The organism is Anianabacter salinae, assembly GCF_019061145.1.
GTDB lineage: Bacteria > Pseudomonadota > Alphaproteobacteria > Rhodobacterales > Rhodobacteraceae > Anianibacter > Anianibacter salinarum.
On the sequence record NZ_JAHQZS010000005.1, the window covers coordinates 311,851 to 334,838 of the forward strand.

25 protein-coding genes and 1 tRNA gene are annotated in these 22,988 nt (G+C 67.3%); 16 read left to right on the plus strand and 10 right to left on the minus strand.

From position 1 onward, the window contains the following. The first annotated feature begins 48 nt into the window (after positions 1-48). Together KTJ87_RS15000 and KTJ87_RS15005 are read left to right on the plus strand one after the other, a co-directional pair. Complete coding sequence (locus KTJ87_RS15000; protein WP_267139951.1) at positions 49-885, plus strand: hypothetical protein; 837 nt, start codon at positions 49-51, stop codon at positions 883-885. Further along, complete coding sequence (locus tag KTJ87_RS15005; RefSeq protein ID WP_267140029.1) at positions 768-1,946, plus strand: endonuclease/exonuclease/phosphatase family protein; 1,179 nt, start codon at positions 768-770, stop codon at positions 1,944-1,946. Before KTJ87_RS15000 ends, KTJ87_RS15005 begins: the two co-directional genes overlap by 118 nt. On the opposite strand, the gene KTJ87_RS15010 is transcribed toward KTJ87_RS15005, so the two are convergent. Continuing rightward, positions 1,914-2,786 (minus strand): Rossmann-fold NAD(P)-binding domain-containing protein, encoded by an 873-nt coding sequence (locus KTJ87_RS15010; RefSeq protein WP_267139952.1) that lies wholly within the window; start codon positions 2,784-2,786, stop codon positions 1,914-1,916. The two genes, KTJ87_RS15005 and KTJ87_RS15010, sit on opposite strands and share 33 nt — an antisense overlap. Before the next feature lie 94 nt (positions 2,787-2,880). On the opposite strand from KTJ87_RS15010, the gene KTJ87_RS15015 reads away from it, so the two are divergent. Genes KTJ87_RS15015 through KTJ87_RS15025 form a run of 3 tightly spaced genes read left to right on the plus strand, consistent with a single transcriptional unit; the run spans position 2,881 to position 5,930 of the window. Beyond that, positions 2,881-3,777 (plus strand): LysR family transcriptional regulator, encoded by an 897-nt coding sequence (locus KTJ87_RS15015; RefSeq protein WP_267139953.1) that lies wholly within the window; start codon positions 2,881-2,883, stop codon positions 3,775-3,777. A gap of 59 nt (positions 3,778-3,836) precedes the next feature. Continuing rightward, the gene (gene leuB / locus KTJ87_RS15020; RefSeq protein ID WP_267139954.1) at positions 3,837-4,946 is read left to right on the plus strand and encodes a 3-isopropylmalate dehydrogenase; all 1,110 of its coding nucleotides are present in this window, start codon (positions 3,837-3,839) and stop codon (positions 4,944-4,946) included. Positions 4,947-4,970: 24 nt separating this feature from the next. After that, positions 4,971-5,930: a DMT family transporter gene (locus KTJ87_RS15025; RefSeq protein ID WP_267139955.1), complete on the plus strand. Its 960-nt coding sequence runs from the start codon at positions 4,971-4,973 to the stop codon at positions 5,928-5,930. Positions 5,931-6,215: 285 nt separating this feature from the next. On the opposite strand, the gene KTJ87_RS15030 is transcribed toward KTJ87_RS15025, so the two are convergent. Together KTJ87_RS15030 and KTJ87_RS15035 are read right to left on the minus strand one after the other, a co-directional pair. Next, positions 6,216-7,238: an aspartate-semialdehyde dehydrogenase gene (locus KTJ87_RS15030; protein WP_267139956.1), complete on the minus strand. Its 1,023-nt coding sequence runs from the start codon at positions 7,236-7,238 to the stop codon at positions 6,216-6,218. 66 nt (positions 7,239-7,304) lie between these two features. Then, positions 7,305-8,489 carry an MFS transporter gene (locus tag KTJ87_RS15035; RefSeq protein ID WP_267139957.1) on the minus strand — a complete coding sequence of 395 codons (1,185 nt, stop codon included), beginning with the start codon at positions 8,487-8,489 and terminating at the stop codon, positions 7,305-7,307. Between the two features lie 118 nt (positions 8,490-8,607). Here KTJ87_RS15035 and KTJ87_RS15040 point away from each other — a divergent pair, with 118 nt between their 5' ends. The 4 genes from KTJ87_RS15040 (at position 8,608) to modC (ending at position 11,633) form a co-directional block, all read left to right on the plus strand. Continuing rightward, on the plus strand, positions 8,608-8,991 hold the full coding sequence (locus KTJ87_RS15040; protein WP_267139958.1) for a winged helix-turn-helix domain-containing protein: 384 nt from the start codon (positions 8,608-8,610) through the stop codon (positions 8,989-8,991). Positions 8,992-9,066: 75 nt separating this feature from the next. Next, positions 9,067-9,837: a molybdate ABC transporter substrate-binding protein gene (gene modA, locus KTJ87_RS15045; protein WP_267140030.1), complete on the plus strand. Its 771-nt coding sequence runs from the start codon at positions 9,067-9,069 to the stop codon at positions 9,835-9,837. Between the two features lie 6 nt (positions 9,838-9,843). Next, positions 9,844-10,542, plus strand: a complete 699-nt coding sequence (modB, locus tag KTJ87_RS15050) for a molybdate ABC transporter permease subunit (RefSeq protein WP_267139959.1) — start codon at positions 9,844-9,846, stop codon at positions 10,540-10,542. After that, entirely contained in the window at positions 10,542-11,633 is a 1,092-nt protein-coding gene (gene modC / locus KTJ87_RS15055) for a molybdenum ABC transporter ATP-binding protein (protein ID WP_267139960.1), read from the plus strand. Before modB ends, modC begins: the two co-directional genes overlap by 1 nt. Before the next feature lie 53 nt (positions 11,634-11,686). On the opposite strand, the gene KTJ87_RS15060 is transcribed toward modC, so the two are convergent. The 4 genes from KTJ87_RS15060 to KTJ87_RS15075 all read right to left on the minus strand — a co-directional run bounded on the left by KTJ87_RS15060 (position 11,687) and on the right by KTJ87_RS15075 (position 13,792). Continuing rightward, positions 11,687-11,763: transfer RNA gene (locus KTJ87_RS15060), tRNA-Pro, on the minus strand. Between the two features lie 52 nt (positions 11,764-11,815). Beyond that, the gene (locus KTJ87_RS15065; RefSeq protein WP_267139961.1) at positions 11,816-12,127 is read right to left on the minus strand and encodes a P-II family nitrogen regulator; all 312 of its coding nucleotides are present in this window, start codon (positions 12,125-12,127) and stop codon (positions 11,816-11,818) included. Between the two features lie 3 nt (positions 12,128-12,130). Further along, entirely contained in the window at positions 12,131-13,111 is a 981-nt protein-coding gene (locus KTJ87_RS15070; protein ID WP_267139962.1) for a sodium-dependent bicarbonate transport family permease, read from the minus strand. Between the two features lie 30 nt (positions 13,112-13,141). Next, complete coding sequence (locus KTJ87_RS15075; protein ID WP_267139963.1) at positions 13,142-13,792, minus strand: carbonic anhydrase; 651 nt, start codon at positions 13,790-13,792, stop codon at positions 13,142-13,144. Between the two features lie 136 nt (positions 13,793-13,928). Between KTJ87_RS15075 and KTJ87_RS15080 the strand changes: the two genes are divergently transcribed. Genes KTJ87_RS15080 through KTJ87_RS15090 form a run of 3 tightly spaced genes read left to right on the plus strand, consistent with a single transcriptional unit; the run spans position 13,929 to position 16,529 of the window. Then, the gene (locus KTJ87_RS15080; RefSeq protein ID WP_267139964.1) at positions 13,929-14,249 is read left to right on the plus strand and encodes a hypothetical protein; all 321 of its coding nucleotides are present in this window, start codon (positions 13,929-13,931) and stop codon (positions 14,247-14,249) included. Positions 14,250-14,307: 58 nt separating this feature from the next. Next, the gene (locus KTJ87_RS15085; RefSeq protein WP_267139965.1) at positions 14,308-15,684 is read left to right on the plus strand and encodes a leucyl aminopeptidase family protein; all 1,377 of its coding nucleotides are present in this window, start codon (positions 14,308-14,310) and stop codon (positions 15,682-15,684) included. Beyond that, positions 15,684-16,529, plus strand: coding sequence for a C40 family peptidase (locus KTJ87_RS15090; RefSeq protein ID WP_267139966.1), 846 nt, complete (start codon positions 15,684-15,686; stop codon positions 16,527-16,529). Before KTJ87_RS15085 ends, KTJ87_RS15090 begins: the two co-directional genes overlap by 1 nt. On the opposite strand, the gene KTJ87_RS15095 is transcribed toward KTJ87_RS15090, so the two are convergent. Both KTJ87_RS15095 and KTJ87_RS15100 read right to left on the minus strand, forming a co-directional pair. Beyond that, positions 16,526-16,873, minus strand: coding sequence for a DUF2794 domain-containing protein (locus KTJ87_RS15095; RefSeq protein WP_267139967.1), 348 nt, complete (start codon positions 16,871-16,873; stop codon positions 16,526-16,528). The genes KTJ87_RS15090 and KTJ87_RS15095 overlap by 4 nt on opposite strands. Positions 16,874-17,128: 255 nt before the next feature. Next, positions 17,129-18,784: a Y-family DNA polymerase gene (locus tag KTJ87_RS15100; RefSeq protein WP_267139968.1), complete on the minus strand. Its 1,656-nt coding sequence runs from the start codon at positions 18,782-18,784 to the stop codon at positions 17,129-17,131. Between the two features lie 149 nt (positions 18,785-18,933). On the opposite strand from KTJ87_RS15100, the gene KTJ87_RS15105 reads away from it, so the two are divergent. From KTJ87_RS15105 to KTJ87_RS15120, 4 genes are all read left to right on the plus strand, one after another. Beyond that, positions 18,934-19,377 carry a c-type cytochrome gene (locus KTJ87_RS15105; protein WP_267139969.1) on the plus strand — a complete coding sequence of 148 codons (444 nt, stop codon included), beginning with the start codon at positions 18,934-18,936 and terminating at the stop codon, positions 19,375-19,377. 125 nt (positions 19,378-19,502) lie between these two features. After that, complete coding sequence (locus KTJ87_RS15110; RefSeq protein ID WP_267139970.1) at positions 19,503-20,633, plus strand: S-(hydroxymethyl)glutathione dehydrogenase/class III alcohol dehydrogenase; 1,131 nt, start codon at positions 19,503-19,505, stop codon at positions 20,631-20,633. Continuing rightward, complete coding sequence (locus KTJ87_RS15115; protein ID WP_267139971.1) at positions 20,633-21,112, plus strand: GNAT family N-acetyltransferase; 480 nt, start codon at positions 20,633-20,635, stop codon at positions 21,110-21,112. Before KTJ87_RS15110 ends, KTJ87_RS15115 begins: the two co-directional genes overlap by 1 nt. 96 nt (positions 21,113-21,208) lie before the next feature. Then, entirely contained in the window at positions 21,209-21,925 is a 717-nt protein-coding gene (locus tag KTJ87_RS15120) for an NYN domain-containing protein (protein ID WP_267139972.1), read from the plus strand. A gap of 47 nt (positions 21,926-21,972) precedes the next feature. Here the strand turns inward: KTJ87_RS15120 and mbfA are convergent, their stop codons facing one another. Further along, a complete protein-coding gene (gene mbfA / locus KTJ87_RS15125) occupies positions 21,973-22,950 on the minus strand; it encodes an iron exporter MbfA (RefSeq protein WP_267139973.1) in 978 nt (325 codons plus the stop codon). Positions 22,951-22,988: the final 38 nt, after the last annotated feature.

Consider the following 22,988-nt stretch of genomic DNA (forward strand, 5'->3'; position numbering starts at 1 on the left):
AGGCCGCGGCATCGAATCGCGTCCGTCCAAGTTGAGGGAACGAGAGCGGTGATAACCCGTCTGACAGGTGCGCTTGTGCGCGCGATACTGATGGTATTGCTTGTGGTGATGCCGTCCTTTGCGCTGCCCGGCGTCACGTCGGACACGATGCAGATCGTGGCGCTTGTCGCGATCTTCGCGGCTGGCCTCATCATCTTCGAATACGGCTCGGTCTACCCCGGCCTGATCGAGTTCCGCGACGCCCCGCCGTTCAACCGCATCCGGTTCGTGTCGTTGCTCTCGACCGTGTTCGTGCTGACCCTGATCAGCCGGAACAGCATGGACCCGACCGCGCTTGGCTCGTTCTTTCAGGCGTTCGGCTACAAGATGGCCGGGATCTTCGATTTCCCCTACAGCCCCGTGCGCCTTGTCGTGCTGATGCTGCCCGAGAACACCAGCTACGCGCTGGTTCAGCAGCTTCGGATCGCCGCCGCGATCGCCTACGTCATCTCGTTGCTGTCGCTTGCCCTGTTCTACTACGTCATCCGCATGCGCCGCTGGCCGGTGCATTCGGGCACGTTCAACGTCTGGGTGAACCTGCCGACCTTCGATCCGACCGTCGGCGGCGACATCGTGAACCGGCTGACCCGCGATGCGCGCTTTAACATCGTGTTAGGGTTCCTGATGCCATTCTTCGTCCCGGCGATGACGAAGGCTGCGGGCTCTCTGTTCGGCGTGATCGCCATGGATAACCCGCAGACGATGATCTGGATTGTGGCGGCATGGGCATTTCTTCCGGCATCTCTGTTCATGCGCGGCCTCGCGATGAGCCGGATCGCCGCCTTGATCGAGGCAAAGCGGCGCATGAACGCGCAGGCCACTGGCGCCATGTTGCAGCCTGCCTGATCCTGCTGCTCTGGGCGCCTGCCGCCTGGGGCGAACCGCTTCGCATCGCCACATGGCACACCGAACTGACGCGCGATGGCCCGGGTCTGCTTCTGGCGGACATGGCGGATGCGCCCGATGTGGGTGCGGTGGTGGCTGTGCTCGTCCGGGTGCGCCCCGATATCGTGCTGCTCACCGGGGTCGACTGGGACGCGGGGCTTTTGGCCTTTCGCGCGCTGGCGGACAGGTTGGAGGATGCGGGTCATCCGATGCCGGTGATCCACGCCGCAGCGCCGAACGCGGGCCTTGCCACTGGGCTGGACATGGATGGCGACGGCCGGGCGGGCACCGCGCGCGACGGTCAGGGATATGGTCGCTTTCACGGGCATGGGGCCATGGTCGTGTTGTCGCGGCATCCCGTCGATGAAGGTGCATCGCGCGATCTGTCGGCGCTGGTGTGGCGTGATCTGCCGGGTGCAGTCCTGCCGATGTTCGGCGATGCGCCGTTTCCTTCAGACGCGGCCATCGCTATCCAGCGGTTGTCGTCGGTCGGGCACTGGGACGTCGCGGTCGATACGCCGCAGGGACGGGTGCACCTGCTTGCGCTGTCGGCAACGCCGCCTCTGTTCGACGGGGCCGAGGATCGCAACGGGTTGCGAAATGCGGGCGAGGTCGGGCTTTGGGTGGACTATCTTGAAGGACGGCTGGGCATGGCGCCGCCCGACGGGCCGGTGGTCGTGCTGGGCAACATGAACCTTGATCCGCTGGACGGCGACGGGCGACGCGGCGCGCTTGACGCGCTGCTTTCGCATCCGCGCCTGCAGGACCCGCAGCCCGGCAGCGACGAGGGCAGGACCCGCGCCGCCGCGCAGGGCGGCGCCAACGCGGGCCATCGCGGCGATCCGGCGCTCGACACAGCGGACTGGACGGACGTTCCGGGCCCGGGAAACCTGCGCGTCAGTTACATCCTGCCTGACGTGCGCCTCGGTGTTGCCGACGCCGGGGTCGAATGGACCGCGTCCGACAGCGACGGTGCGCGCCGACATGCCCTAGTCTGGGTCGACCTGGTGCTGGACCCCTAGGCGCAGGGCCTCGTCCAGCGGCGTCGCGGGAAAGTCGGGCAGAAGCTCGGTGAACCGTGCGCCGTCCAGTTGGTGAGGGGTGCGCCAGAGATAGCTCATCTCGATCAACCCGGGGGCCATCGGAATGAACCGCCGGAACAGGCGCAGCGGCAGCCAGTTGAACCGCGTCAGGCGCGGGGCCTTGCCCGTGACACGACCGATCGCCTGCGCCAGCTCGCGGCCTGTCAGGGTATAGCCGGGAAAGGTCACGTCCTCCCATTGGGCAAGGCTGTCGCCCTTCTCTGCAAGCTGGACGGCGGCCAAGGCCATGTCGGGCAGATACGCCCAGGCATGGGGCAGTTCGACCGGGCCCGGATAGACGAGGCGACCCTTGGCCAGATTGGCGATGAGCACCTTGTCGAACCAGTTGCCACTGGCCTCGGTGTCGATGAAGTCGCCCGCGCGCAGCACCGTCACCTTCAGCCCCGACTCGCGCAGCTCTGTCTCGAACCGCTGCCGCGCAAGGGAAAGCGAATTCCTCCCGCGCCACGGCGTGTCGGGGGTCAGCACCGGCGGCATGTCGGCGCCGTAGTTGTAGACGTTCCCGGCCTGCAGGATCGGCACATCGGCCGCGCGGGCGGCGGCGATCAACTGGCGCGACATCTCGGGCAGGGTCCTTGTCCACTCGTTATAGGGCGGGTTCCAGGCGTTGACGATGATGTCGACGCCTTGTGCCGCGCGCATCAGGTCGTCGGTCTTGCGGTCGAAGGATCGGACACGCCACCCGGCGTTCCAGAAGGCCTGCGCGGCATTGCGACCGAACCGGCCGGACGCGCCGAGGACAAGGGCAGTCTTGGTCATCGTGTCATTCCTTTCCTGTGCTGACAGGTCCAATGTCGCCATTCACGTTGTTTATGGAATTGCCAGAATGTGCAGGTCTGCTATTCATCTGTGAATGGCAGAGACGCTCAACTCCCTCGACTGGTCGCTGGTCCAGTCCTTTCTCGCCGTCGCCGAGACCGGGTCTCTGTCGGGGGCCGCGCGCAGGCTGGGCATCAGCCAGCCCACCGTCGGGCGGCAGGTGCTGGCGATGGAAGAGGCGCTGGGCGCCACCCTGTTCCACCGCCAGCCGCGCGGCATGGCGTTGTCCGATACCGGCGCCGCGCTGCTGATCCCGGCGCGCGCAATGCAAGAGGCGGCGGGCCAAATGGCATTGGCCGCCGCCGGCGGCGACGCCGCGCTGTCGGGCACCGTGCGGATCACCGCAAGCCTGATCGTGTCGCACTATCACCTGCCCGAGATCCTTGAGGACCTGAAGCGTGACCATCCCCGGATCGAGATCGAGCTTGTGCCGTCGGACACCACCGAGAACCTGCTGTTCCGCGAGGCCGACATCGCGCTGCGCATGTACCGGCCCACCCAGCTGGACATGGTCACCCGTCATGTCGGGGACATCGCGCTTGGGATATTCGCGGCGCGCAGCTACCTCGACCGCCACGGACGACCTGAGACCACGCAGGATTTCACGCGCCACCAGGTTATCGGCGGCGACCGCAACGACGAGATCCTGACAGGCCTGCGCGCTGTCGGCATCGACGTGGGCCGGTCATTCTTCGGGCTGCGCTGTGACAATTACGCCGTCGCCTGGGAACTGGTGCGCGCGGGGGTCGGCATCGGGTTCGGGCAGGTGATCATGGGGCGCAAGGACCCGGCGGTGGAACAGATCCTGCCGCAGGTAGCGCTGCCCGTCCTGCCGCTTTGGTTGACCGCGCATGAACGGGTGCGCCGGGTGCCGCGTGTCGCCCTTGTGTGGGACAGGCTGGCGGACCGGCTGGGCGCGCTGGTTTCTTGACCGCCCCCGGGGGCCGGGATAGTCCGAACGGCGACGCATTGCAGCACGAGGAAACCGCCATGTCGAACCCGTCCCTTCTTGTCCTTGCCGGTGACGGCATCGGCCCCGAAGTCATGGCCGAGGTGGTGAAGATCATCGGCTGGTACGGCGACAAGCGCGGGCTGCACTTCGCCGTCGAGCATGATCTGGTCGGCGGCTGCGCCTATGACGCCCACGGCACACCGCTGACCGATGCGACGATGGCCAAGGCGCAGGCAGCGGATGCCGTTCTTCTGGGTGCCGTCGGCGGGCCGAAATACGACAGCCTCGATTTCAGCGTGAAGCCCGAGCGCGGGCTCTTGCGCCTGCGCAAGGAGATGGACCTCTACGCCAACCTGCGCCCCGCGCAGTGCTTTGACGCGCTGGCGGATTTCTCGTCGCTGAAAAAGGACGTGGTGGCGGGTCTCGACATCATGATCGTGCGCGAGTTGACCAGCGGCGTCTATTTTGGCGAGCCGCGCGGCATCTTCAAGGAAGGCAACGAGCGCGTCGGCATCAACACCCAGCGCTACACCGAATCCGAGATCGCCCGCGTCGCACGGTCCGCCTTCGAGCTGGCGCGCCGGCGTGGCAACAAGGTCTGCTCGATGGAGAAGGCCAACGTGATGGAATCGGGCATCCTGTGGCGCGATGTCGTGACCGAGGTGCATCAGGCGGAATACGCCGATGTCGAGCTGTCGCACATGTATGCCGACGCGGGCGCGATGCAGCTGACCCGCTGGCCGAAACAGTTCGACGTGATCGTCACCGACAACCTGTTCGGCGACCTGTTGTCCGACCTTGCCGCGATGCTGACCGGATCGCTGGGCATGTTGCCGTCGGCGTCGCTGGGCGCGCCGATGGAAAACGGCCGCCCCAAGGCGCTGTACGAGCCGGTGCACGGCTCCGCACCCGACATCGCGGGGCAGGGTAAGGCGAACCCGATCGCCTGCGTACTGAGCTTTGCGATGGCGCTGCGCTACAGCTTCGATCAGGGCGACGAGGCGGCACGTCTGGAAAAGGCGGTCGAGCAGGTTCTCGCAGACGGCGTGCGCACGGCGGATCTTCTGGGCGAGGATGGACGCACGCCGGTCTCGACGTCCCAGATGGGCGATGCCATCGTCGCGGCACTCGACGCCTCGCTGACCTGAGGCGTCCCTACCACGGAGGCCGACATGGCCGACAAACCGCGCAGCGGCGTTCTGTTCGCGCTGGGGGCTTTCGGGTTCTTCGCGACGCATGACGCGCTGGTCAAGGCGCTGGGGGCGGGCTATTCGCCGTTCCAGGTGATGTTCTTCGCCATGGTCTTCGGGTTTCCGCTGATCGCCATCATGCTCATCAGCGACCCGCAAGCGGGCACGCTGCGCCCGGTCAACCTGCGCTGGATGCTGATCCGCACCGTGCTGGGCGTGACGGTGGGCCTGACCGCCTTTACCGCCTTTGCGCTGCTGCCGCTGGCACAGGTCTACGCGATCATCTTCGCGCAGCCCCTCATCATCACCGCGCTGTCGGTCCCGGTCCTGGGGGAAAAGGTCGGCCCATATCGCTGGGCCGCGATCTTTGTTGGCCTCTGCGGTGTGCTGATCGTGATCCGTCCGGGGTCGGCGCCCCTGGGGATGGGGCATCTGGCGGCGGTGATCGCGTCCATTGGCGGCGCGCTGGTGGCGGTGATCCTGCGCAAGTTCGGATCGTCCGAACGCTCGGCGGTGCTGATTCTCTACCCGATGATCGGCAACTTCATCCTTGCAGGCGCGGTGCTGGGCTTTGTCTACCGCCCAATGCCGCTGTTCGACCTTGGCCTGTCGGCGGCGCTGGCGCTTTGCGCTTTCGTCGCCTCGCTGTGCATGATCCTGGCCTACCGCTACGCGCCCGCTGCGATCGTGTCACCGATGCAGTATTCCCAGATCCTGTGGGCGGCGGTCTATGGCGCGGTGTTCTTTGCCGAGTATCCCGACACATGGACCATCGTCGGCTCTGCCGTGATCATCGCAAGCGGCCTGTTCATCGTCGCGCGCGAGACGGGAGGCGGGCGGTCCGTCATCCGCCCGATCACCACGGCGCGGCTGCTGCGGGGCGATACCGTCGCCGCGTTGCGGCTCGATTCGTTCCTCAAGCGGTCGCCGCGCCGCAAGTGACGGCACGAGAACGGCCGCGCCCGGCGGGACGCGGCCCTTTCACGTGGTGCCGTTGGTTTCAGCCAAATCCGACGTAGGACAGGATGGCAAGGACGATGACGACGAGCCCGACGATGTAGATGATCTGGTTCATGGCGTGCCTTTCTGCCCCTCACGGGGAGTTGAGTTCGCCCTGTCAACGGGTCAAAGGCCCGCCGGTTCCCCGCAAGATATCCGCAACCAGGCCGCAAGACGCAAAACGCCGCCCGAAGGCGGCGTTTCCAGTGGCTTGCGAGGCGCCCCGCGTCAGCCCTTCTTGAGAACCTTCTGGCCCAGAAGCTCGGCGATCTGCACTGCGTTCAGGGCAGCGCCCTTGCGCAGGTTGTCCGACACGATCCAAAGGTTCAGGCCGTTGTCGATGGTCGAATCCTGACGGATGCGGCTGACATAGGTGGCGTAGTCGCCGACGCAGTCGATCGGCGTCGCGTAGCCACCGGGTTCACGCTTGTCGAGCACCATGATCCCGGGGGCCTCGCGCAGGATGTCGCGCGCCTCGTCCTCGTCGAGATGTTCCTCGAACTCGATGTTGACAGCCTCGGCATGGCCGACAAAGACCGGCACCCGCACGCAAGTCGCCGTGACCTTGATCGAGGCATCGACGATCTTCTTGGTCTCGACGACCATCTTCCATTCTTCCTTGGTCGAGCCGTCTTCCATGAAGACGTCGATCTGAGGAATCACGTTGAACGCGATCTGGGTCTGGAACGTCTTGGGCGGCACTTCGGACGTGGGGTTATAGATGGATTTCGTCTGGTCCCACAGCTCGTCCATGCCGTCCTTGCCCGCGCCCGACACCGACTGGTAGGTCGACACCACGACGCGCTTGATCTTCGCGCGGTCATGCAGCGGCTTGAGCGCGACGACCATCTGCGCGGTCGAGCAGTTGGGGTTGGCGATGATGTTCTTCTTGGAATAGCCGTGAATCGCGTCGGCGTTGCACTCGGGCACGATCAGCGGAACGTCGGGATCGTAGCGATAGAGCGACGAGTTGTCGATCACCACGCAGCCCGCCTTGGCCGCCTTGGGGGCGTATTCCTTGGTCGCGTCCGAGCCGATGGCGAACAGCGCCATGTCCCAGCCGGTGAAATCGAATGTCGCAAGATCCTGGGTCTTCAGTGTCTTGTCGCCAAAGCTGACCTCGGTTCCCAGCGACCGGCGCGACGCCAGAACGGCGATCTCGTCGACGGGGAACTGGCGCTCGGCCAGGATGTTCAGCATTTCGCGGCCCACGTTGCCCGTGGCGCCGGCGACGACGACTTTGTAGCCCATTTGGGTCTCCTGTTGTCTCGTTCGGGACGCGGCCTTCTAGCGTAGCAACCGCGCAGGCGAAAGGGGTCAGTCGGTGCGGTCCCGGCTGAACAAGTAAGACAAACACCCCAGAAGCAGCAGGGTTCCGAACACCGCGAAAAGAACGCGGTAGGGCAGGGCCGGGTCGGAGGCGGCTGCGGTGGTCGCCTCATAAAGCCGCCCGGTGGCGACCTGCGCCAGCCCCACGCCCGCAATCCCGAACAGGTTCATCAGCGTGACGCCGCGCCCAGTCAGGTGCGCGGGAAAGAAGCTGCGCGCATGGGCGATGATGACCGCGTAGGTCATGGTAAAGAACCCGATGGCCGACAGCAGCACTGCCGACAGCACCACGCCAGACGACGGCGACAGGTAAAGCGCAAAGCACGCGACCGCCGCGATGGCGTTGCCGGGCAGGATGATCCATTTGCGGGTGCCGAACAGGCGGTCGAGCGGTCCGATGGCAAGGCTGCCTGACACCATGGCAAGGCTCATCGCCAACGTGACCCAGCCGATCGTCGTGGCCGACGCGCCGTAGACGTCGAAGAGGTAGGGCCCCGCCCAAAGCCCGCGCAGCGCGGCGGCGGGGATGTAATGGACGAACATGATCGGAAAGATCACCCAGAGCGCGGGCAGTTTCAGCAGGTCGAGCACCGATCCCTTCTGCGCCCGTTCCTCTGTGGTCGCCGGCGGGTCGCGCACGAGGATCGCCAGCGCGATCCCGACGATCAGCGTCATCGCCGTCAGCCCCGCCATCGTCATGCGCCACCCTGTCGCCTCGGCCACCAGCGCCAGCGGGATCGACCCCGCGACGTTGCCCAAAGACCCGACGCCGATGATGATGCTGGCAATAGTCGCGAAGATGGCAGGCGGATAGACCCGCGCGCAGATGTAGTAGGGGGCCATCAGCACCGGCGAACAGGCCATGCCCAGCAGGATCATCGCCGCGTAGACCGCCACCGCCCCCGTTGCCAGCGTGAAAAGCGCCGCCCCCGCCGTGCCGCAGATCAGGAACAACCCCGCCGCCGTGCGCCGTGGCCCGATCCGGTCAAGCGCCCAGCCAACCGGCAACTGCATCGCCGCGAAGGCCGCGAACCACAGGCCCGAGGCCGTCGACAGCTCTGCCGCCGTCACCCCCAGATCCGAGATCAGCATGGGCGCAAGCACCGCCAGAAAGGCGCGGTAGAACTGGCTTAGCACATAGGCCGCGACCAGCGCGATCAGTCCGGCACGCATCGGCATCCTCCTCGGGCCCCTGCACAGGGCTATCCCTCGGGCCGGGCAGGGACAATGTGCAAAGCGGCTTGCCTCGATCGCTTGCGCGCCGCCGGTCGGGCTGGCCATAGTGACGGCCATGAGCGACGACCAAGACCAGACCCGGGACAGGCCCAGCCTTCGCATCCGCATCCTGTTCGGCGAGGACGCGATGCTTGGCCCCGGCAAGGCCGATCTGCTGGAGCATATCCGCGACACCGGGTCGATCGCCTCGGCAGGCCGCCGGATGGCGATGAGCTACAAGCGCGCGTGGATGCTGGTCGAGACGATGAACAAGGCGTTCCGCGCGCCCCTGGTCGAAAGCACGCGGGGCGGCGTGAAGGGCGGCGGCGCCAGGCTGACAGAGGCCGGGGCAGAGGTTCTTGACCATTACCGAAAGCTCGAAGGCATCATGGCCGAGGCTGGCGCCGACCGGATTGCAGCGATCCAGTCGATGCTGAGGGATATTCCCGAAGGAAAATAACGCTTGCTCGCTGGAGGGGTGCTTGCGATATGTTTCGCAGGACATATCAGGCAGGGAGGCCGCCCGTTGTCGTCGATGTTCCGTTCCTGCGCCAGTGCCGTGCTGGCCGGTTTCGCCCTCGCCCTCACCCTCGCGACGTCCGCCGCTGCGGAGCGGATCACCGTCTTCGCCGCCGCCAGCCTGTCGAATGCGCTGACTGAAATCGAAGCCGCGTTCGAGGCGGATACGGGCCATGATGTCGCCATCGCGTTCGCCGGGTCTTCGGCGCTTGCGCGGCAGATCGAACAAGGTGCGCCCGCGGATATCTTCATCTCGGCCAGCCCTGACTGGATGGACAGGGTCGAGGACGCCGGGCTTATCGAGGACGGCACGCGGGTCGATCTGCTGGGCAACAGCATCGTCCTGATTGCCTACGGCGCCGCAGATCCGGTCGTGATCGGGCCGGGCTTCGACCTTGCGGACCTTCTTGGCCAGGGTCGTCTCGCCATGGCGCTGGTCGATGCCGTGCCCGCGGGCATCTACGGCAAGGCTGCGCTGCAAAGCCTCGGGGTGTGGAACGCGGTCGAGCCGCAGGTGGCGCAGGCCGACAACGTGCGCGCGGCGCTGGCCTTCGTGGCGACCGGCGCCGCGCCCTACGGCATCGTCTACGCGACCGATGCGGTGGCCGAGGACGATGTGACCGTGATCGGCACCTTTCCGGCGGGCAGCCACCCGCCCATCGTCTACCCGGTGGCAGGCATCAACGGCCGCACCGGAGAGGCTGCGCTGGCCTTTCTGGATTACCTGCGCGGCGAGACCGCGCGCGACGCCTTCGAAGCCGAGGGTTTCGTGATGGTCGGCGAATAGCGCGGGATGGCGGACTGGCTCAGCCCCGCTGAATGGGAGGCCGTGCGCCTGTCCCTGCGCGTCGCGTTCTGGGCAACGCTGTTCACCTTGCCGCTGGGGGTGTTCGTGGCCTTCGCGCTTGCCCGCTGGCGGTTCCCGGGGCGCGAGGCGCTCAACATCCTCGTGCACCTGCCGCTGATCATGCCGCCGGTGGTCACGGGGTATCTGCTGCTTCTGGCGTTCGGTGCACGCGGGCCGATAGGCGGATTTCTCGACAGCGCCTTCGGTTTCACCTTTGCCTTCCGCTGGACCGGCGCCGCGCTTGCCTCGGGTGTCATGGCCTTTCCCTTCATGGTGCGCGCGGTGCGCCTGTCGATCGAGGCGGTGGACCCAAGGCTTGAACAGGCCGCCGCCACGCTGGGCGCCTCGCGCCCTTGGGTGTTCCTGACGGTCACGCTGCCCCTGATCCTGCCGGGGATCATTGCCGGAACCGTGCTGGCCTTTGCCAAGGGGATGGGCGAGTTCGGCGCGACGATCACCTTCGTGTCCAACATCCCCGGCGAGACCCGGACGATCCCGCTGGCCATCGACCTGCTGCTGGAGACGCCGGGCGGAGAGCGCGCGGCGGCCCGGCTGGCGGGGCTGTCGATCCTGCTGGCGGCGCTGGCACTGGTCCTGTCGGAATGGGTGTCGCGGCGCGTCGCTGCGCGCGTGGGGGGGCGGTGATGCTGGAGGTGTCGCTGCGCCATGCCTTTGCCGGTTTCACGCTGGACGCGCAGTTCCGGGCGCCGCCGGGGGTCACGGTGCTGTTCGGGCGATCCGGCTCGGGCAAGACGACCATCGTGAACGCGGTAGCGGGGCTTCTGTCGCCGGACGAGGGGCGCATCGCCTCGGGGGATTGGGTTCTGCTCGACACGGATCGCGGCGTTCGGCTGCGGCCCCATCGCCGCCGCCTGGGCTACATCTTTCAGGAAGGTCGCCTGTTCCCGCACCTCACCGTGCGCCAGAACCTTGCCTACGGCACGTGGTTCGCCCCGAAAGGTGCCCCGCGCGAAGACATGGGCCGCGTGGTCGAGATGTTGGGGATCGGCCCACTGTTGCACCGGCGGCCCGCTGCCCTGTCCGGCGGCGAGAAGCAGCGCGTCGCCATTGGCCGCGCCCTGCTGTCCGCGCCGCGCCTGATCCTGGCCGACGAGCCGCTCGCGGCGCTGGATGAGGCCCGCAAGGCCGAGATCCTGCCCTATTTCGAGCGGTTGCGCGACGAGGTGTCGGTACCGATCCTCTATGTCAGCCACTCCGCATCCGAGGTCGCGCGCCTTGCCACCACCGTTGTCGCGATTGAGGGCGGGCGTGTCATCGCGCAAGGCCCCGCCGCCGAGGTGCTGGGCGATCCCGCGATCCTGCCCGCTGGCGCACGCGAGGCGGGTGCGGTCCTGACGGCGCGCGTCGCCGCACATCACGATGACGGCCTGACCGAGCTGGATGCGGGCGGCATCCCGCTGTTCCTGCCGCGCGTCGCCCTTGCCCCCGGCAGCCTGCTGCGGGTGCGGATCGCCGCGCATGACGTGATCCTGTCGCGCGAGCGGCCCGAGGGGCTGTCGGCGCTCAATATCCTGCCCGGCAGGGTGCAGGACGTGCGGCCCGGCGACGGCCCTGGCGCCATCGTGGCGCTGGATACCGCTGCTGGCCGGGTGCTGGCCCGCATCACGCGGCGCTCTGCCGAGGCGCTGGGATTGCGGGCGGGCATGGACGTGCACGCCGTGGTCAAGACAGTGTCCGTCGCAGCCGCCGATATCGGGACGAGCGGGGCAGGATGACACCCGAGGCAAAGCCCGACGCGCCGTCCGCGACTTGATGATATCTGGTAAACTGGTCGGAGCGAGAGGATTCGAACCTCCGGCCCCTGCCTCCCGAAGACAGTGCTCTACCAGGCTGAGCTACGCTCCGACCGTGCGCGGGGCTTTGCCTGAAAGCGGCGGGCGATGCAAGAGCAATAAGCCTAGAACCGCTCGGCCCGCAGCACTTCGCAATCGGTCACGGAAACCACGCCGATGTGGCTTTCCAGCACCGCGAACGCGGCCGAAAGCAGCCCGTCGACGCGGTCCGGGTGCACGATGCAGATCACCGCGATCATGCCGCCTGCGCGTCCGACCTGGCCTTCGCGGCTCCACTCTCCCGACCGTCCCGATCCGCCAAGGACCGGCAGCACCGTGTACCCCGAGATGTCGGCACCGGCGAGCGCGCTGCGCAGGCGGCCCTCCATCGGGGCCTCGATGATGATCTCGACGCGCTTGGCCATGTGGGTCTGCATCGGTCAGCCTCCGGTCAGAAGCGTGGCAACCGCGAGATAGACGGGAATGCCCACGGTCAGGTTGAACGGGAAGGTCACGCCCAGCGACAGGGTGAGATAGATCGACGGGTTCGCCTGGGGCAGCGCCACGCGCATCGCCGCCGGAACCGCGATGTACGAGGCGGAGGCGGACAGCGTCATCAACAGCACCGTTCCGCCTGTGCTGAGGCCCAGAAGCAGCGCTGCCGCCAGCCCGAACGCCGCGCCGATGGGCGGCATGACGAGGCCGAAGGCGACCGCCCCCGCGCCCAGTGCGCCGCGCGTCTGCCGCAGGCCCCGGCCCGCAACAAGGCCCATGTCCAGAAGGAACAGGCACAGCACGCCCTTGAAGGGCGCGACGATGAAGCTGTCGATCTCGGCCAGTCCCGCCGGGCCGGTGATCCAGCCGATGGCAAAGGCGCCCAGCAGCAGGACGATGGACCCGTTCAGCAGGATCTCGCGCCAGAGTGTCCCGTCGACTTGCGCCGCGCCGCGGCTGCCGCGCATCGCCAGCCACAAGGCCGACAGGATCGCAGGCGCCTCCATCGCGGCGGCGACGGCGACAAGATACCCCTCGGACGCGATGCCCTGGCTTTCAAGCACCGAGGTCGCGGCGACGAAGGTGACGATCGAGATCGAGCCGTAGTGCCCGGCCACGGCGGCCGCATCGAGCGCGCTCATCCGCGTCATGCCCCGGAGCAGGGCGAAGGCGATGAACGGCAGCAGGAAGGACAGGATCACGCCTGCCAGGATCGACAGGGCGAGCGTCGCGTCGATCCCGTTCTCGGCGATGCTGACGCCGCCCTTGAAGCCGATTGCGAACAGAAGATAGAGCGAAAGCGCCTTCGCAGCGGCTTCGGGCACGCTCAGGTCGGACCGTGCGAGCGCCGCGAACAGCCCCAGCGCGAAGGACAGGATAATGGGCGAGACAAGGTTTTGCGCCGCCAGCCCGAAGATCATCTCCATCCGGTCGTTTCCCCTGAACCTGCCGCTTGCCTAGAGCGGCTCGAACGCCTTTTGGGCGGGGTTGAACTGTTCCAGCCCGCCTCCGCCTATGTCGGTCCAGAGCCCGTGCAGCGACAACTCTTCCTCCTCGACGGCCTTGGCGACGAAGGGGAAGGTCATCAGGTTTTCGAGCGAGACGATGACCGCCTCTTTCTCAAGCTGGGCGCGCTGGGCATCCTCGTCCGGCAGGTCCTTCACGCGCTCGTATCCGGGGCGCAAGATGTCCATCCAGCGGCCGACGAAACTGGACTTCTCTTCCAGCTCCGGCGCCGCGCCAGAGCACATGGCGTGGCACCCCGCCACGCCGCCGCAGCTGGAATGGCCCAGAACGATCAGGTGCGCGACCTTGAGGGACGTCACGGCAAATTCCACGGCCGCCGAGGTGCCATGCTGGTTGCCGTCGGGCTCGTAGGTCGGCACGAGGTTTGCGATGTTGCGGTGAATGAAGAACTCGCCGGTGTCCGCGCCGAAGATCGAGGTGACGTGAACGCGGCTGTCGCAGCAGGAAATCACCATCGCGCGGGGGCGCTGGCCTTCATCTGCCAGACGGCGATACCAGCTTTTGTTCTCGGCGTAGGTCGTCGCTTTCCAGCCATGATACCGCTGCAAAAGATAGCTTGGAAGCGGACGTGCGGGCACCATGCTGATCTCTCCTTGTGGTTCGAGCGTTGCGTCGAGATAGGCCGGATTTTCCGGAATTGCGAGGCATTTCGCGGTGAGTTGTCAACCTGTTGTTGGTCGGCTTCGGCAAGTATCGCGGTCGGGGCAAGGGGTGAAGATGACGAACGTGATCCGGCTTCGCCCGCGCGAGCGGGTGGATATCTGTCTTGACTGCGGCGGCGCTGCGGGGCGCGCGGCGGCCCTCGAAACGCTGGCCTTGCGGCTGTATCACGCGGGCGCGGATGCCGCTGCGGCAGAACAGGTGCGCGATCTGGCGGGGCAGCTTGGCCTGCACAGCCTGTGCACGGCTGCTGGTGCGCTGGCGTCGTTGCCGCCGTCCTGTTGCCCGCGCGCGCGGGCTGCCGTGCTTGCGCGGGTGATGCGCCTTGGCGAAGTGTCGATCCTTGTCGCATGGGACATCGAGGATCTGTCGATCTGATCCCCTTGCAGCCGCATGGCACGCCGCTAGGCTGGCGGCGTCCGACACAGGAGAGCCCATGACCCCCGCCTTCGCCGCCGATGCCGAAGCCATCCCGCTGCACCTTGTTCGCGCTGAGGCGCTGGAGGACTGGCTGGACAGTCGCAGCGCATCCGATCGTGCCTGGCTGGACAGCCTGGGGTTTCGTGCCGCTGCGGGCGCGCTGCATCCGCTGCCCGGCAATGGCGGTGCGGCCCCGGGTTTCGTCGCGGGCATCGGCAGCCCGCAGGACCGCCTGCGCGACCGTTTCGTCGCGGCACGGGCGGCGGCGCTTTTGCCGGGCGGCACGTATCGCCTTGTGACCGACCTGAAAGGGGATGATCTGGACGAGGCGGCGCTGGGCTGGCTGCTGGCCGACTACCGGTTCGACCGCTACCGCGACATGGGCGACCGGCACGTGCGCATCACCGCGCCCGGCGGCGTCGATGCCGTTCGACTGCAGGCCATCGCGCAGGGCGAGTGCCTGACGCGCGATCTGATCAACACGCCCGCCTCTGACATGGGCCCCGACGCGCTGGAAGCGGCGGCGCGGGATGTGGCACAGGCGCACGGCGCATCGGTCGAGGTGATCGAAGGCGACGCGCTGCTCGCCGCCAATTTCGCGATGATCCACGCCGTCGGCCGCGCGTCGGACAAGGCGCCGCGCCTGATCGACATGCGCTGGGGCGACACGGGACCGACACTGACGCTGGTGGGCAAGGGCGTGTGTTTCGATACCGGCGGGCTCGACATCAAGCCTGCCGCGTCGATGGGCCTGATGAAGAAGGACATGGGCGGGGCGGCGACCGTGCTCGGCCTGGCGCAGACGATCATGGCGCTGGGGCTGCCGGTGCAGTTGCGGGTGCTGATCCCGGCGGTCGAGAACGCTATCGACGGCTCGGCCTTTCGCCCCGGCGACATCCTGACCGCGCGCAACGGCCTGACGGTCGAGATCAACAACACCGACGCCGAGGGGCGGCTGGTGCTGGCCGATGCGCTGGCGCTGGCGTCCGAGGACAAGCCCGACCTGATCCTGTCAATGGCGACGCTGACGGGGGCCGCGCGGGTCGCTGTCGGCCCTGACATCGCGCCGTTCTTTTCCACCTCTGATCACATGGCGGCGGCGCTGTCGGTGGCGGGCGACACGGTGCGCGACCCGGTCTGGCGGCTGCCGTTCCACGAGCCCTACGAGACGATGCTGGACCCCGGCATCGCCGATCTCGACAACGCGCCCAAAGGCGGGTTTGGCGGGGCGATAACGGCGGCGCTGTTCCTGCGGCGCTTCACCAGCGGCACGTATATCCATTTCGACATCTACGGCTGGCAACCGTCGTCCGCGCCCGCCCGGCCAAAGGGCGGCGTCGGGCAGGGCGCCCGCGCCATCCTCGCGGCGTTGCCCGAGGTGTTGGGGTACTGATGGACCATCGCCGCCACTGGTCCTCGGGCCGCGTCGCCCATGTATCGCTAAAGGGGCGGGTTCAGGCCGACCGCTTCATTGAAGGCACGCCGTACGAGGTGGTGACCACTGTCGCGACGATCTGGACCACGCCGGGGGGCAAGCGCGACCGTCAGCTGCTTCTGGGGCGGCGGTTCATCGTTCTGGACCGCGAGGGCGACCATGTCTTCGGCTTCGCCGAGGCGTGCGGCTATGCGGGCTGGGTACGCGCGGTCGAATTGCAGCCCGCCCGTGCCGCGCCGACCCATGTCGTCAAGGTGGCGCGCAGCTACGCGATCCTTGCGCCTGAGCTGAAGACATCAGAGGACGGGTTCGCCATTTCGGGTGGATCGCTGGTGCATGTCACGGGCGATCACGGGCGCTGGGTGGCGATCCATCTGCCGGGCGAAGACCGCCCGCGCTACATGCCCAAGGCGCATCTGAACCCTGCGGACGTGTCGGGCGACGACCCGGTCGAGGTGGCGGAGTTGCTACTGGGCACCCCGTACCTCTGGGGTGGGAATTCGGCGTTCGGGATCGACTGTTCGGGCTTGGTGCAGATCGCCTGTCATGCCTGCGGCATCGCCTGCCCCGGCGACGGTGACATGCAGGAGGCCGAGCTGGGCCAGCCCTTGCCGGACGGTGCCCCGCGTCAGCGCGGCGATCTGGTGTTCTGGAAGGGCCATGTCGCTTGGCTGGCGTCTCCCGACCGGCTGATCCACGCCAATGCCCATGACATGGCCGTCGCGTATGAGGATTTCGATGCGGCGGTGGACCGGATCATCGCGCAGGGCGACGGGCCGGTGACGTCGATCCGGCGGCTTTAATCGACCGCTCGGATCAGCTTGCGTTCCAGCACGCGCAGCACGGATTTCAGGTCATGCCCGCGTTTCAGGATCTGGCCGTCCATGCCGATCACCGCGTACATGCCCTGCTTGTTGCGCAGGCGCGGGCGCTTTTCGATCCGGTAGAGCGGGTGTTCGGCGGTGCGGCGGAAGATCGCGAATACTGCCACTTCACGTAGAAAGGACATGCCGTAGTCGCGCCATTCGCCCGCAGCGACCATCCGGCCATAGACCGCAAGGATCAGGCCAAGTTCCGAGCGGTCGAACGCCACCTGTTCGGGCGGGCTGGACGGACCGGGAAAGGGCGTTGGGTTCTGCACGTTCATTCCCTCCAACGTGTGCCGCCGCGATCCCGAAATCAAGCATTTCCGCAGATCACTCGTTTCAGGCCCAGCGCTGTTGCCCCGCTGGCCACCCTCTGCCTTGCGAATGTCGCAAAATCATCGCGCGCTTTCCTTGGCGGCAACCTTCTTCGGCCGCAGTCAGGCATCATACAAGGGTCATAGCGAGAGAGTGCTATACCCGGTGCCGCGCCAAACATTGCCCCCACCCGGCGCGGCGCCGGGGCTACCCTCTCCGGATCAGGCGAAACGCCCCTGACAGAACCACCCCGACGACATCGTGCCGCCATGGGCATAGTAGAGCCACAGGCGCTGACCGTCCGTCGTCACCACATCCCAGTAATCCCGCACGCCCGACCGCCATTCCGGCTCGTCCAGCCACCATTCGGGCGCGATGCGCTCGGGGCCGCGCGCCTGTGCCGTCTCGAACATGCGCCTGCGCCAGCGAAAGGCGGCGGGCATGGCCGGGCGATCCTCGGCCGTCACCGGCTCGGGCCGCCACATCAAGAGCGGGCGCGGTGTGGGCGGCGGGGCCCAGTCGGTCGCGGGGTCCGACCACGCGGCGGCCAGCACCTTCTGAGTCTTCTCGGGAATATGGCTGTCGGCGGGGTGCAGCCGGGTGATCGCCTCCATCCCGATGCGTGCGCCCACGCGCCCGATCAGATCGTCCAGCCCGGTGTTCGCTTCCAGCCGTTCGGCCACATCGCGGGCGGCGTCCAGATGGCCCCGGTGCTGGCGGTCATGGACGGGTTCCGTCGCCACCGCCTCGATGCGGATCGCGTCGATGCCGAACCCTGCGTCGATGCCACCGACCTTCATCGCCAGAAGGGGGCGGATGCGGTCGGGCCGGGCCGAGGGGCGGGCCAGCCCGATCTCGACCGCCTCGACGCCCTGATCGGCGCGAAAGCACTGCATCCGCACCCGCCGCGCGCCGTGCCCCTTGGCAACCAGCCGTTTCTCCAGTTCCGGCAGCAGCCGGTCGATGCCGGCAAGGATGTCCTGCTCCAGCCCGATGGGTTCGGGCAGGGTCAGCCGCACCGCAAGGCTCATCTCGGGGCGGGCGGGCGACACCGGCTCTGGGTCGAGCCCCAGCGCCTGGTCCAGCCGCTTGACCACGCCTTGCCCGACACGCCGCGCCAGTGCTGCGCGAGGCATCCCCCACAGATCCTCGATCCGCCGCAGCCCCAGCCGCGCCAGGGCCGCCGCCGCCTCATCCTCGATCCGCAGGGCGGCGACGGGCAGCGGGCCGATCGCCTGCCGGGTCTGGCCGGGCTGCGCGATCCGGGTGACATGGGCTTTTGGCGCGCCCGCAGACGGCGCCGCGCCGCCGCGTTCCCAGTTGCGCCGTTTTGCCGCGCGTGAGCGTGTGGCATAGGCTTCCTGGTCGATGGCATCGCCCGACCGCAGCGCCGTGCCCGGTTGCCCCGCATAGCGCGCCAGTGCCCAGGCCGCGCCCAGCGTGTCGGCCACCCCTGCCTGCACCGACAGCCCCAGGTCGGCGCAGTCCAGCGCCACATGGTCGATCAACGCCGCCTCGCCGCCGAACAGATGCGCGCACCCGGTCAGGTCGATCACAAGGCTGGCGGGCGGTTCCTCGGCGACCCAGGGGCTGAACTTGCCCGCCCAGCGGCGCAGCGCGGTCAGGAAGGCGGCATCGATATGCGGGCTTTCGCTTCGGGTCATCAGCGCGGGGCACATCGCCTGCGCATCGCGCAAGGGCTGGCCGGTGCGCAGCCCCTCGGCCTCGGCCGCGCGGGTAAGAGAGGCCAGCACCTGCATCCCGCCGCGATCCCCCACGACGGCAAAAGGCGCGTCCAGCAGCCCGCGAAAGCCGCGAAGCTGGCGCTCGGCGGCCATGCGGGGAAACCAGAGCGAAAGGACGCGGCGGATCGGCATCGGGCGAGTCGGCTTCAATGTTCTTGATATGTTCTCAATTAGCGCGCGTTTGTGATCGAGTCGAGCCGTCAGCGTCGTTTACCGGTGCCCTTTGCGCTGTAGCCTGCCCCTGCCGAACTCATTGCCCCAACACAGGAGACCAGCCCCCGATGATCCGCACCTTTGCCGCCGTCTTTACGATTTGCGCCGTCACTGTCGCCGTCCAGACCACCGCCCAGACCGCTGTCCAGAACCCCGCCGTGAAGGCGCGGATGGACCTGATGGGCCAGATCGCCTCCAACACCAAGGTGCTCGGCGACATGGCCAAGGCCGAACGCCCCTTCGATGCCGCCGCGGCGCAGGCCGCCGCCGCCGCCATCGCCGCCCACGCGGCCCGCATCCCCGCCGCTTTCGAGGCGCAGGAAACCGATCCCGAATCCGAGGCGCTGCCGGTCATCTGGACCGATTTCGCAGGCTTCACCGCAAGGTCAGAGGCCCTGCGCGTCGCCGCCACGGGCGCTGCGTCCTCGATCACCTCGCCCGACACGTTGCGCAGCGGCCTTGGCGGCATCGGCCGGACCTGCGGCGCCTGCCACGAGACCTTCCGCGAATAACGGTCTCCCTCCCTTTCGGCGCCCCCTTTTTGCCGATTGTTACGCAGGTTAGCGGTTGTGCCTTCGCGCAGGCTCCGCTTAACCTGCGGCCAAATCCGGACCAAGCCCCAAGGGAGGAGCCCCGCATGAGAACCCGTGCCGCCGTCGCCACACAGGCGGGCAAGCCGCTTGAAATCATGGATGTGAACCTCGACGGCCCGAAGGCGGGCGAGGTGCTGGTCGAGATCAAGGCCACCGGCATCTGCCACACCGACGAATTCACCCTGTCGGGTGCCGACCCCGAAGGCCAGTTCCCCGCGATCCTCGGCCATGAAGGCGCGGGCGTGGTGATGGAGGTCGGCGAGGGCGTCACCAGCCTGAAACCGGGCGACCACGTGATCCCGCTTTACACGCCGGAATGCCGCGAGTGCTATTCCTGCCAAAGCCAGAAGACCAACCTGTGCACCTCGATCCGCGCGACCCAGGGACAGGGCGTGATGCCCGACGGCACGTCGCGCTTCACCACGCTCGATGGCGACCCGATCCTGCACTACATGGGCTGCTCGACGTTTTCGAACCACACCGTCCTGCCCGAGATCGCGCTGGCGAAGGTTCGTGAAGACGCCCCCTTCGACAAGATCTGCTACATCGGCTGCGGCGTCACGACCGGCATCGGCGCGGTCATCAACACCGCCAAGGTCGAGATCGGATCAACCGCCGTAGTGTTCGGCCTCGGCGGCATCGGTCTCAACGTGATCCAGGGACTGCGGCTCGCGGGTGCCGACATGATCATCGGCGTCGACCTCAACCCCGGCAAGAAAGAGATGGCCGAGCGTTTCGGGATGACTCATTTCGTCAACCCAAAGGAGATCGACGGCGACATCGTTCCCTACATCGTCAACCTGACCAAACGGCGCGGCGACATGATCGGCGGGGCGGACTATACCTTCGACTGCACCGGCAACGTCACCGTGATGCGGCAGGCGCTGGAATGCGCACACCGAGGCTGGGGCGAGTCGATCGTCATCGGCGTCGCACCCGCCGGTGCCGAGATCGCGACACGGCCCTTCCAGCTGGTCACCGGCCGGGTCTGGAAAGGCACGGCCTTTGGCGGCGCGCGCGGCCGCACCGACGTGCCGAAGATCGTCGACTGGTACATGGACGGCAAGATCGAGATCGACCCGATGATCACGCACACGCTGGCGCTGAACGACATCAACGAAGGGTTCGATCTGATGCACGCGGGCAAGTCGATCCGCTCGGTCGTCGTCTACTGATGCTTGCGGTCCGTCCCGCCACCGGGGCGGACCATGATGCCATCTGGGCGATCCTGAAGCCGGTGTTCCGTGCCGGGGACACCTACACCATCGACCCCGCCATTCCGCGCGCGGACGCGCTGGCCTACTGGACGGCGCACCGCTGCTACGTGGCCGAGGATGCGGGCGATGTGCTGGGCACATACTATCTGAAACCCAACCAGCAGGGCGGCGGCGCCCATGTCGCCAACTGCGGCTACGCCACGCTTCCCGCAGCACGCGGGCGCGGCATCGCCTCTGCCATGTGCGCCCATTCGCTGGACGCCGCACGCGCCGCGGGCTTCCGGGCGATGCAGTTCAACTTCGTCGTCTCCACCAACACCGGCGCGATCCGGCTGTGGGAAAAACATGGCTTCGACACCGTCGGACGCCTCCCCCGCGCCTTCGACCACCCGGGCAGCGGCGAGGTGGATGCTCTTGTCATGCACCGCTTCCTCTGAAAGGAACGCGGCAGACATCTTTGGTCCACAAATACCTCCGGGGGGTCCGGGGGGCAGCGCCCCCCGGCCTTGCCACACAGCACAAGGCCAGCACCCATGCCGCAACGCGACCGCCCGCTCTACGCCGTCCTGATCGACGCCGACAACATCCCCGCGCGCCACGCGGGTGCGATCCTGAAAGAGATCACCTCGCTGGGCGAGCCTGCCTTGCGCCGGGTCTACGGCGACTGGTCGAGCGGGCAGCTCAAGGGCTGGTCGGACCAGGTCAAGGCGCTGGGCCTCGTCGCGCATCAGGAAACCGCGAATACCAAGGGCAAGAACGCCAGCGACATCGGCCTTGTCATCGACGCGATGGACATCCTGCACACCGGGCGCTTCGACGGCTTCGTTCTGGTGTCCTCGGACAGCGACTTTACCGCGCTGGCCAACCGGGTGCGCGAACAGGGCATGGACGTCATCGGCATCGGCGAGGGCAAGGCGCCAGAATCGCTGCGCAACGTCTGCAACCGGTTCATCCTGATCGAGAACATCGTCGACGAACCGGTCGAGACCACGCGCGGCGCCGCCCCGGCCAAGACCGGCAAGGCCGACCCGATCGACGCGCTGCCGCTGATCCTGCGGGCGATGGACAAGATCGAGCAGGACGACGACTGGTACACCCTTGGCCAGATCGGCCAGTACATCACCGCCGACACGCCGGATTTCGACACGCGGACCTATGGCAAGCGCAAGCTCAGCGACCTTGTGCAGGAACTCAAGCGCTTCGAGACCCGGAAGGTCGGCAACCAGATGATGGTGCGCCGGGTCGATTGACAGGCGCGCCCGGCTTCGGGTGAAGGTTCCTGCACGACCCTTTGCCGCTACCCCGCGCCGATCAGCGCGCCCGCGCCGAACACCAGCGCGCCGCCCAGCACGACCTGAAACGCGGCGCGCAGGAACGGCGTATCCATATAGCGGTTCTGGATCCAGGCGATGGCCCAAAGCTCGACGAAGACCACGATCATCGCGGTGATCGTCGCGGTCCAGAAATCCGGGATCAGGTAGGGCAGCGCGTGCCCCAGCCCGCCGACCGTCGTCATCACCCCGGCTGCAAGACCGCGCTTGATCGGGCTGCCACGCCCCGACAACTGGCCATCGTCCGATGCCGCCTCGGTAAAGCCCATCGAGATCCCCGCGCCGATCGACGCGGCGAGGCCGACAAGGAACGTCGTCCATGTGTCTTGCGTGGCAAAGGCGGTGGCGAAGATCGGCGCCAGCGTCGATACCGATCCGTCCATCAGCCCCGCCAGCCCCGGCTGCACCCAGGTCAGCAGGAACTGCCGCTTGGCGACACGTTCCTCGGCATCGCGCGCGTCGTCCCCGACATGCGTTTCCGCCAGCTCCTGCGCGCGGTCAGTGTGGCCTGCCTCGGCGGCGGCCAGATCACCCAGCAGCTTGCGGGTGTCGGCATCGGTCGTGCGGGCGGCGGCGGTGCGGTAGAACCGCTCCGCGTCCCGTTCCATCTGCGCGGCCTCGTCGCGGATACGCTCGACACCTAGGTTTTCGATCAACCAGACCGGGCGGCGGGCGTAATAGCCCGCCACATGCTCGCGCCGGATCAGCGGGATGGTGTCGCCGAACCGCGTCTTGTGCAGGTCGATCAGGCGGCGGCGGTGGCCGTCTTCCTCGGTGGCCATGTCCTCGAACAGGGCGGCGCTGGCCGGGTAGTCGCGGCGCAGGTGTTCGGCATACTGGCGGTAGATGCGCGCGTCGTCCTCTTCGGACGAGATCGCCAGCGCAAGCACCTGCTGTTCGCTGAGGTCCGAGAACCGGCGGCGGTTCGTTACACCGGGGATCATCCTGCGTCTCCATGAATTAGAACGATTCTAAATTATAT

Bases quoted from the DNA above. Each gene is read 5' to 3' on its own strand.
- KTJ87_RS15010 (WP_267139952.1), bottom strand. From the start codon at position 2,786: ATGACCAAGACTGCCCTTGTCCTCGGCGCGTCCGGCCGGTTCGGTCGC.
- KTJ87_RS15015 (WP_267139953.1), top strand. From the start codon at position 2,881: ATGGCAGAGACGCTCAACTCCCTCGACTGGTCGCTGGTCCAGTCCTTT.
- leuB (WP_267139954.1), top strand. From the start codon at position 3,837: ATGTCGAACCCGTCCCTTCTTGTCCTTGCCGGTGACGGCATCGGCCCC.
- KTJ87_RS15025 (WP_267139955.1), top strand. From the start codon at position 4,971: ATGGCCGACAAACCGCGCAGCGGCGTTCTGTTCGCGCTGGGGGCTTTC.
- KTJ87_RS15030 (WP_267139956.1), bottom strand. From the start codon at position 7,238: ATGGGCTACAAAGTCGTCGTCGCCGGCGCCACGGGCAACGTGGGCCGC.
- KTJ87_RS15035 (WP_267139957.1), bottom strand. From the start codon at position 8,489: ATGCGTGCCGGACTGATCGCGCTGGTCGCGGCCTATGTGCTAAGCCAG.
- KTJ87_RS15040 (WP_267139958.1), top strand. From the start codon at position 8,608: ATGAGCGACGACCAAGACCAGACCCGGGACAGGCCCAGCCTTCGCATC.
- modA (WP_267140030.1), top strand. From the start codon at position 9,067: ATGTTCCGTTCCTGCGCCAGTGCCGTGCTGGCCGGTTTCGCCCTCGCC.
- modB (WP_267139959.1), top strand. From the start codon at position 9,844: ATGGCGGACTGGCTCAGCCCCGCTGAATGGGAGGCCGTGCGCCTGTCC.
- modC (WP_267139960.1), top strand. From the start codon at position 10,542: ATGCTGGAGGTGTCGCTGCGCCATGCCTTTGCCGGTTTCACGCTGGAC.
- KTJ87_RS15065 (WP_267139961.1), bottom strand. From the start codon at position 12,127: ATGCAGACCCACATGGCCAAGCGCGTCGAGATCATCATCGAGGCCCCG.
- KTJ87_RS15070 (WP_267139962.1), bottom strand. From the start codon at position 13,111: ATGGAGATGATCTTCGGGCTGGCGGCGCAAAACCTTGTCTCGCCCATT.
- KTJ87_RS15075 (WP_267139963.1), bottom strand. From the start codon at position 13,792: ATGGTGCCCGCACGTCCGCTTCCAAGCTATCTTTTGCAGCGGTATCAT.
- KTJ87_RS15080 (WP_267139964.1), top strand. From the start codon at position 13,929: ATGACGAACGTGATCCGGCTTCGCCCGCGCGAGCGGGTGGATATCTGT.
- KTJ87_RS15085 (WP_267139965.1), top strand. From the start codon at position 14,308: ATGACCCCCGCCTTCGCCGCCGATGCCGAAGCCATCCCGCTGCACCTT.
- KTJ87_RS15090 (WP_267139966.1), top strand. From the start codon at position 15,684: ATGGACCATCGCCGCCACTGGTCCTCGGGCCGCGTCGCCCATGTATCG.
- KTJ87_RS15095 (WP_267139967.1), bottom strand. From the start codon at position 16,873: ATGAACGTGCAGAACCCAACGCCCTTTCCCGGTCCGTCCAGCCCGCCC.
- KTJ87_RS15100 (WP_267139968.1), bottom strand. From the start codon at position 18,784: ATGCCGATCCGCCGCGTCCTTTCGCTCTGGTTTCCCCGCATGGCCGCC.
- KTJ87_RS15105 (WP_267139969.1), top strand. From the start codon at position 18,934: ATGATCCGCACCTTTGCCGCCGTCTTTACGATTTGCGCCGTCACTGTC.
- KTJ87_RS15110 (WP_267139970.1), top strand. From the start codon at position 19,503: ATGAGAACCCGTGCCGCCGTCGCCACACAGGCGGGCAAGCCGCTTGAA.
- KTJ87_RS15115 (WP_267139971.1), top strand. From the start codon at position 20,633: ATGCTTGCGGTCCGTCCCGCCACCGGGGCGGACCATGATGCCATCTGG.
- KTJ87_RS15120 (WP_267139972.1), top strand. From the start codon at position 21,209: ATGCCGCAACGCGACCGCCCGCTCTACGCCGTCCTGATCGACGCCGAC.
- mbfA (WP_267139973.1), bottom strand. From the start codon at position 22,950: ATGATCCCCGGTGTAACGAACCGCCGCCGGTTCTCGGACCTCAGCGAA.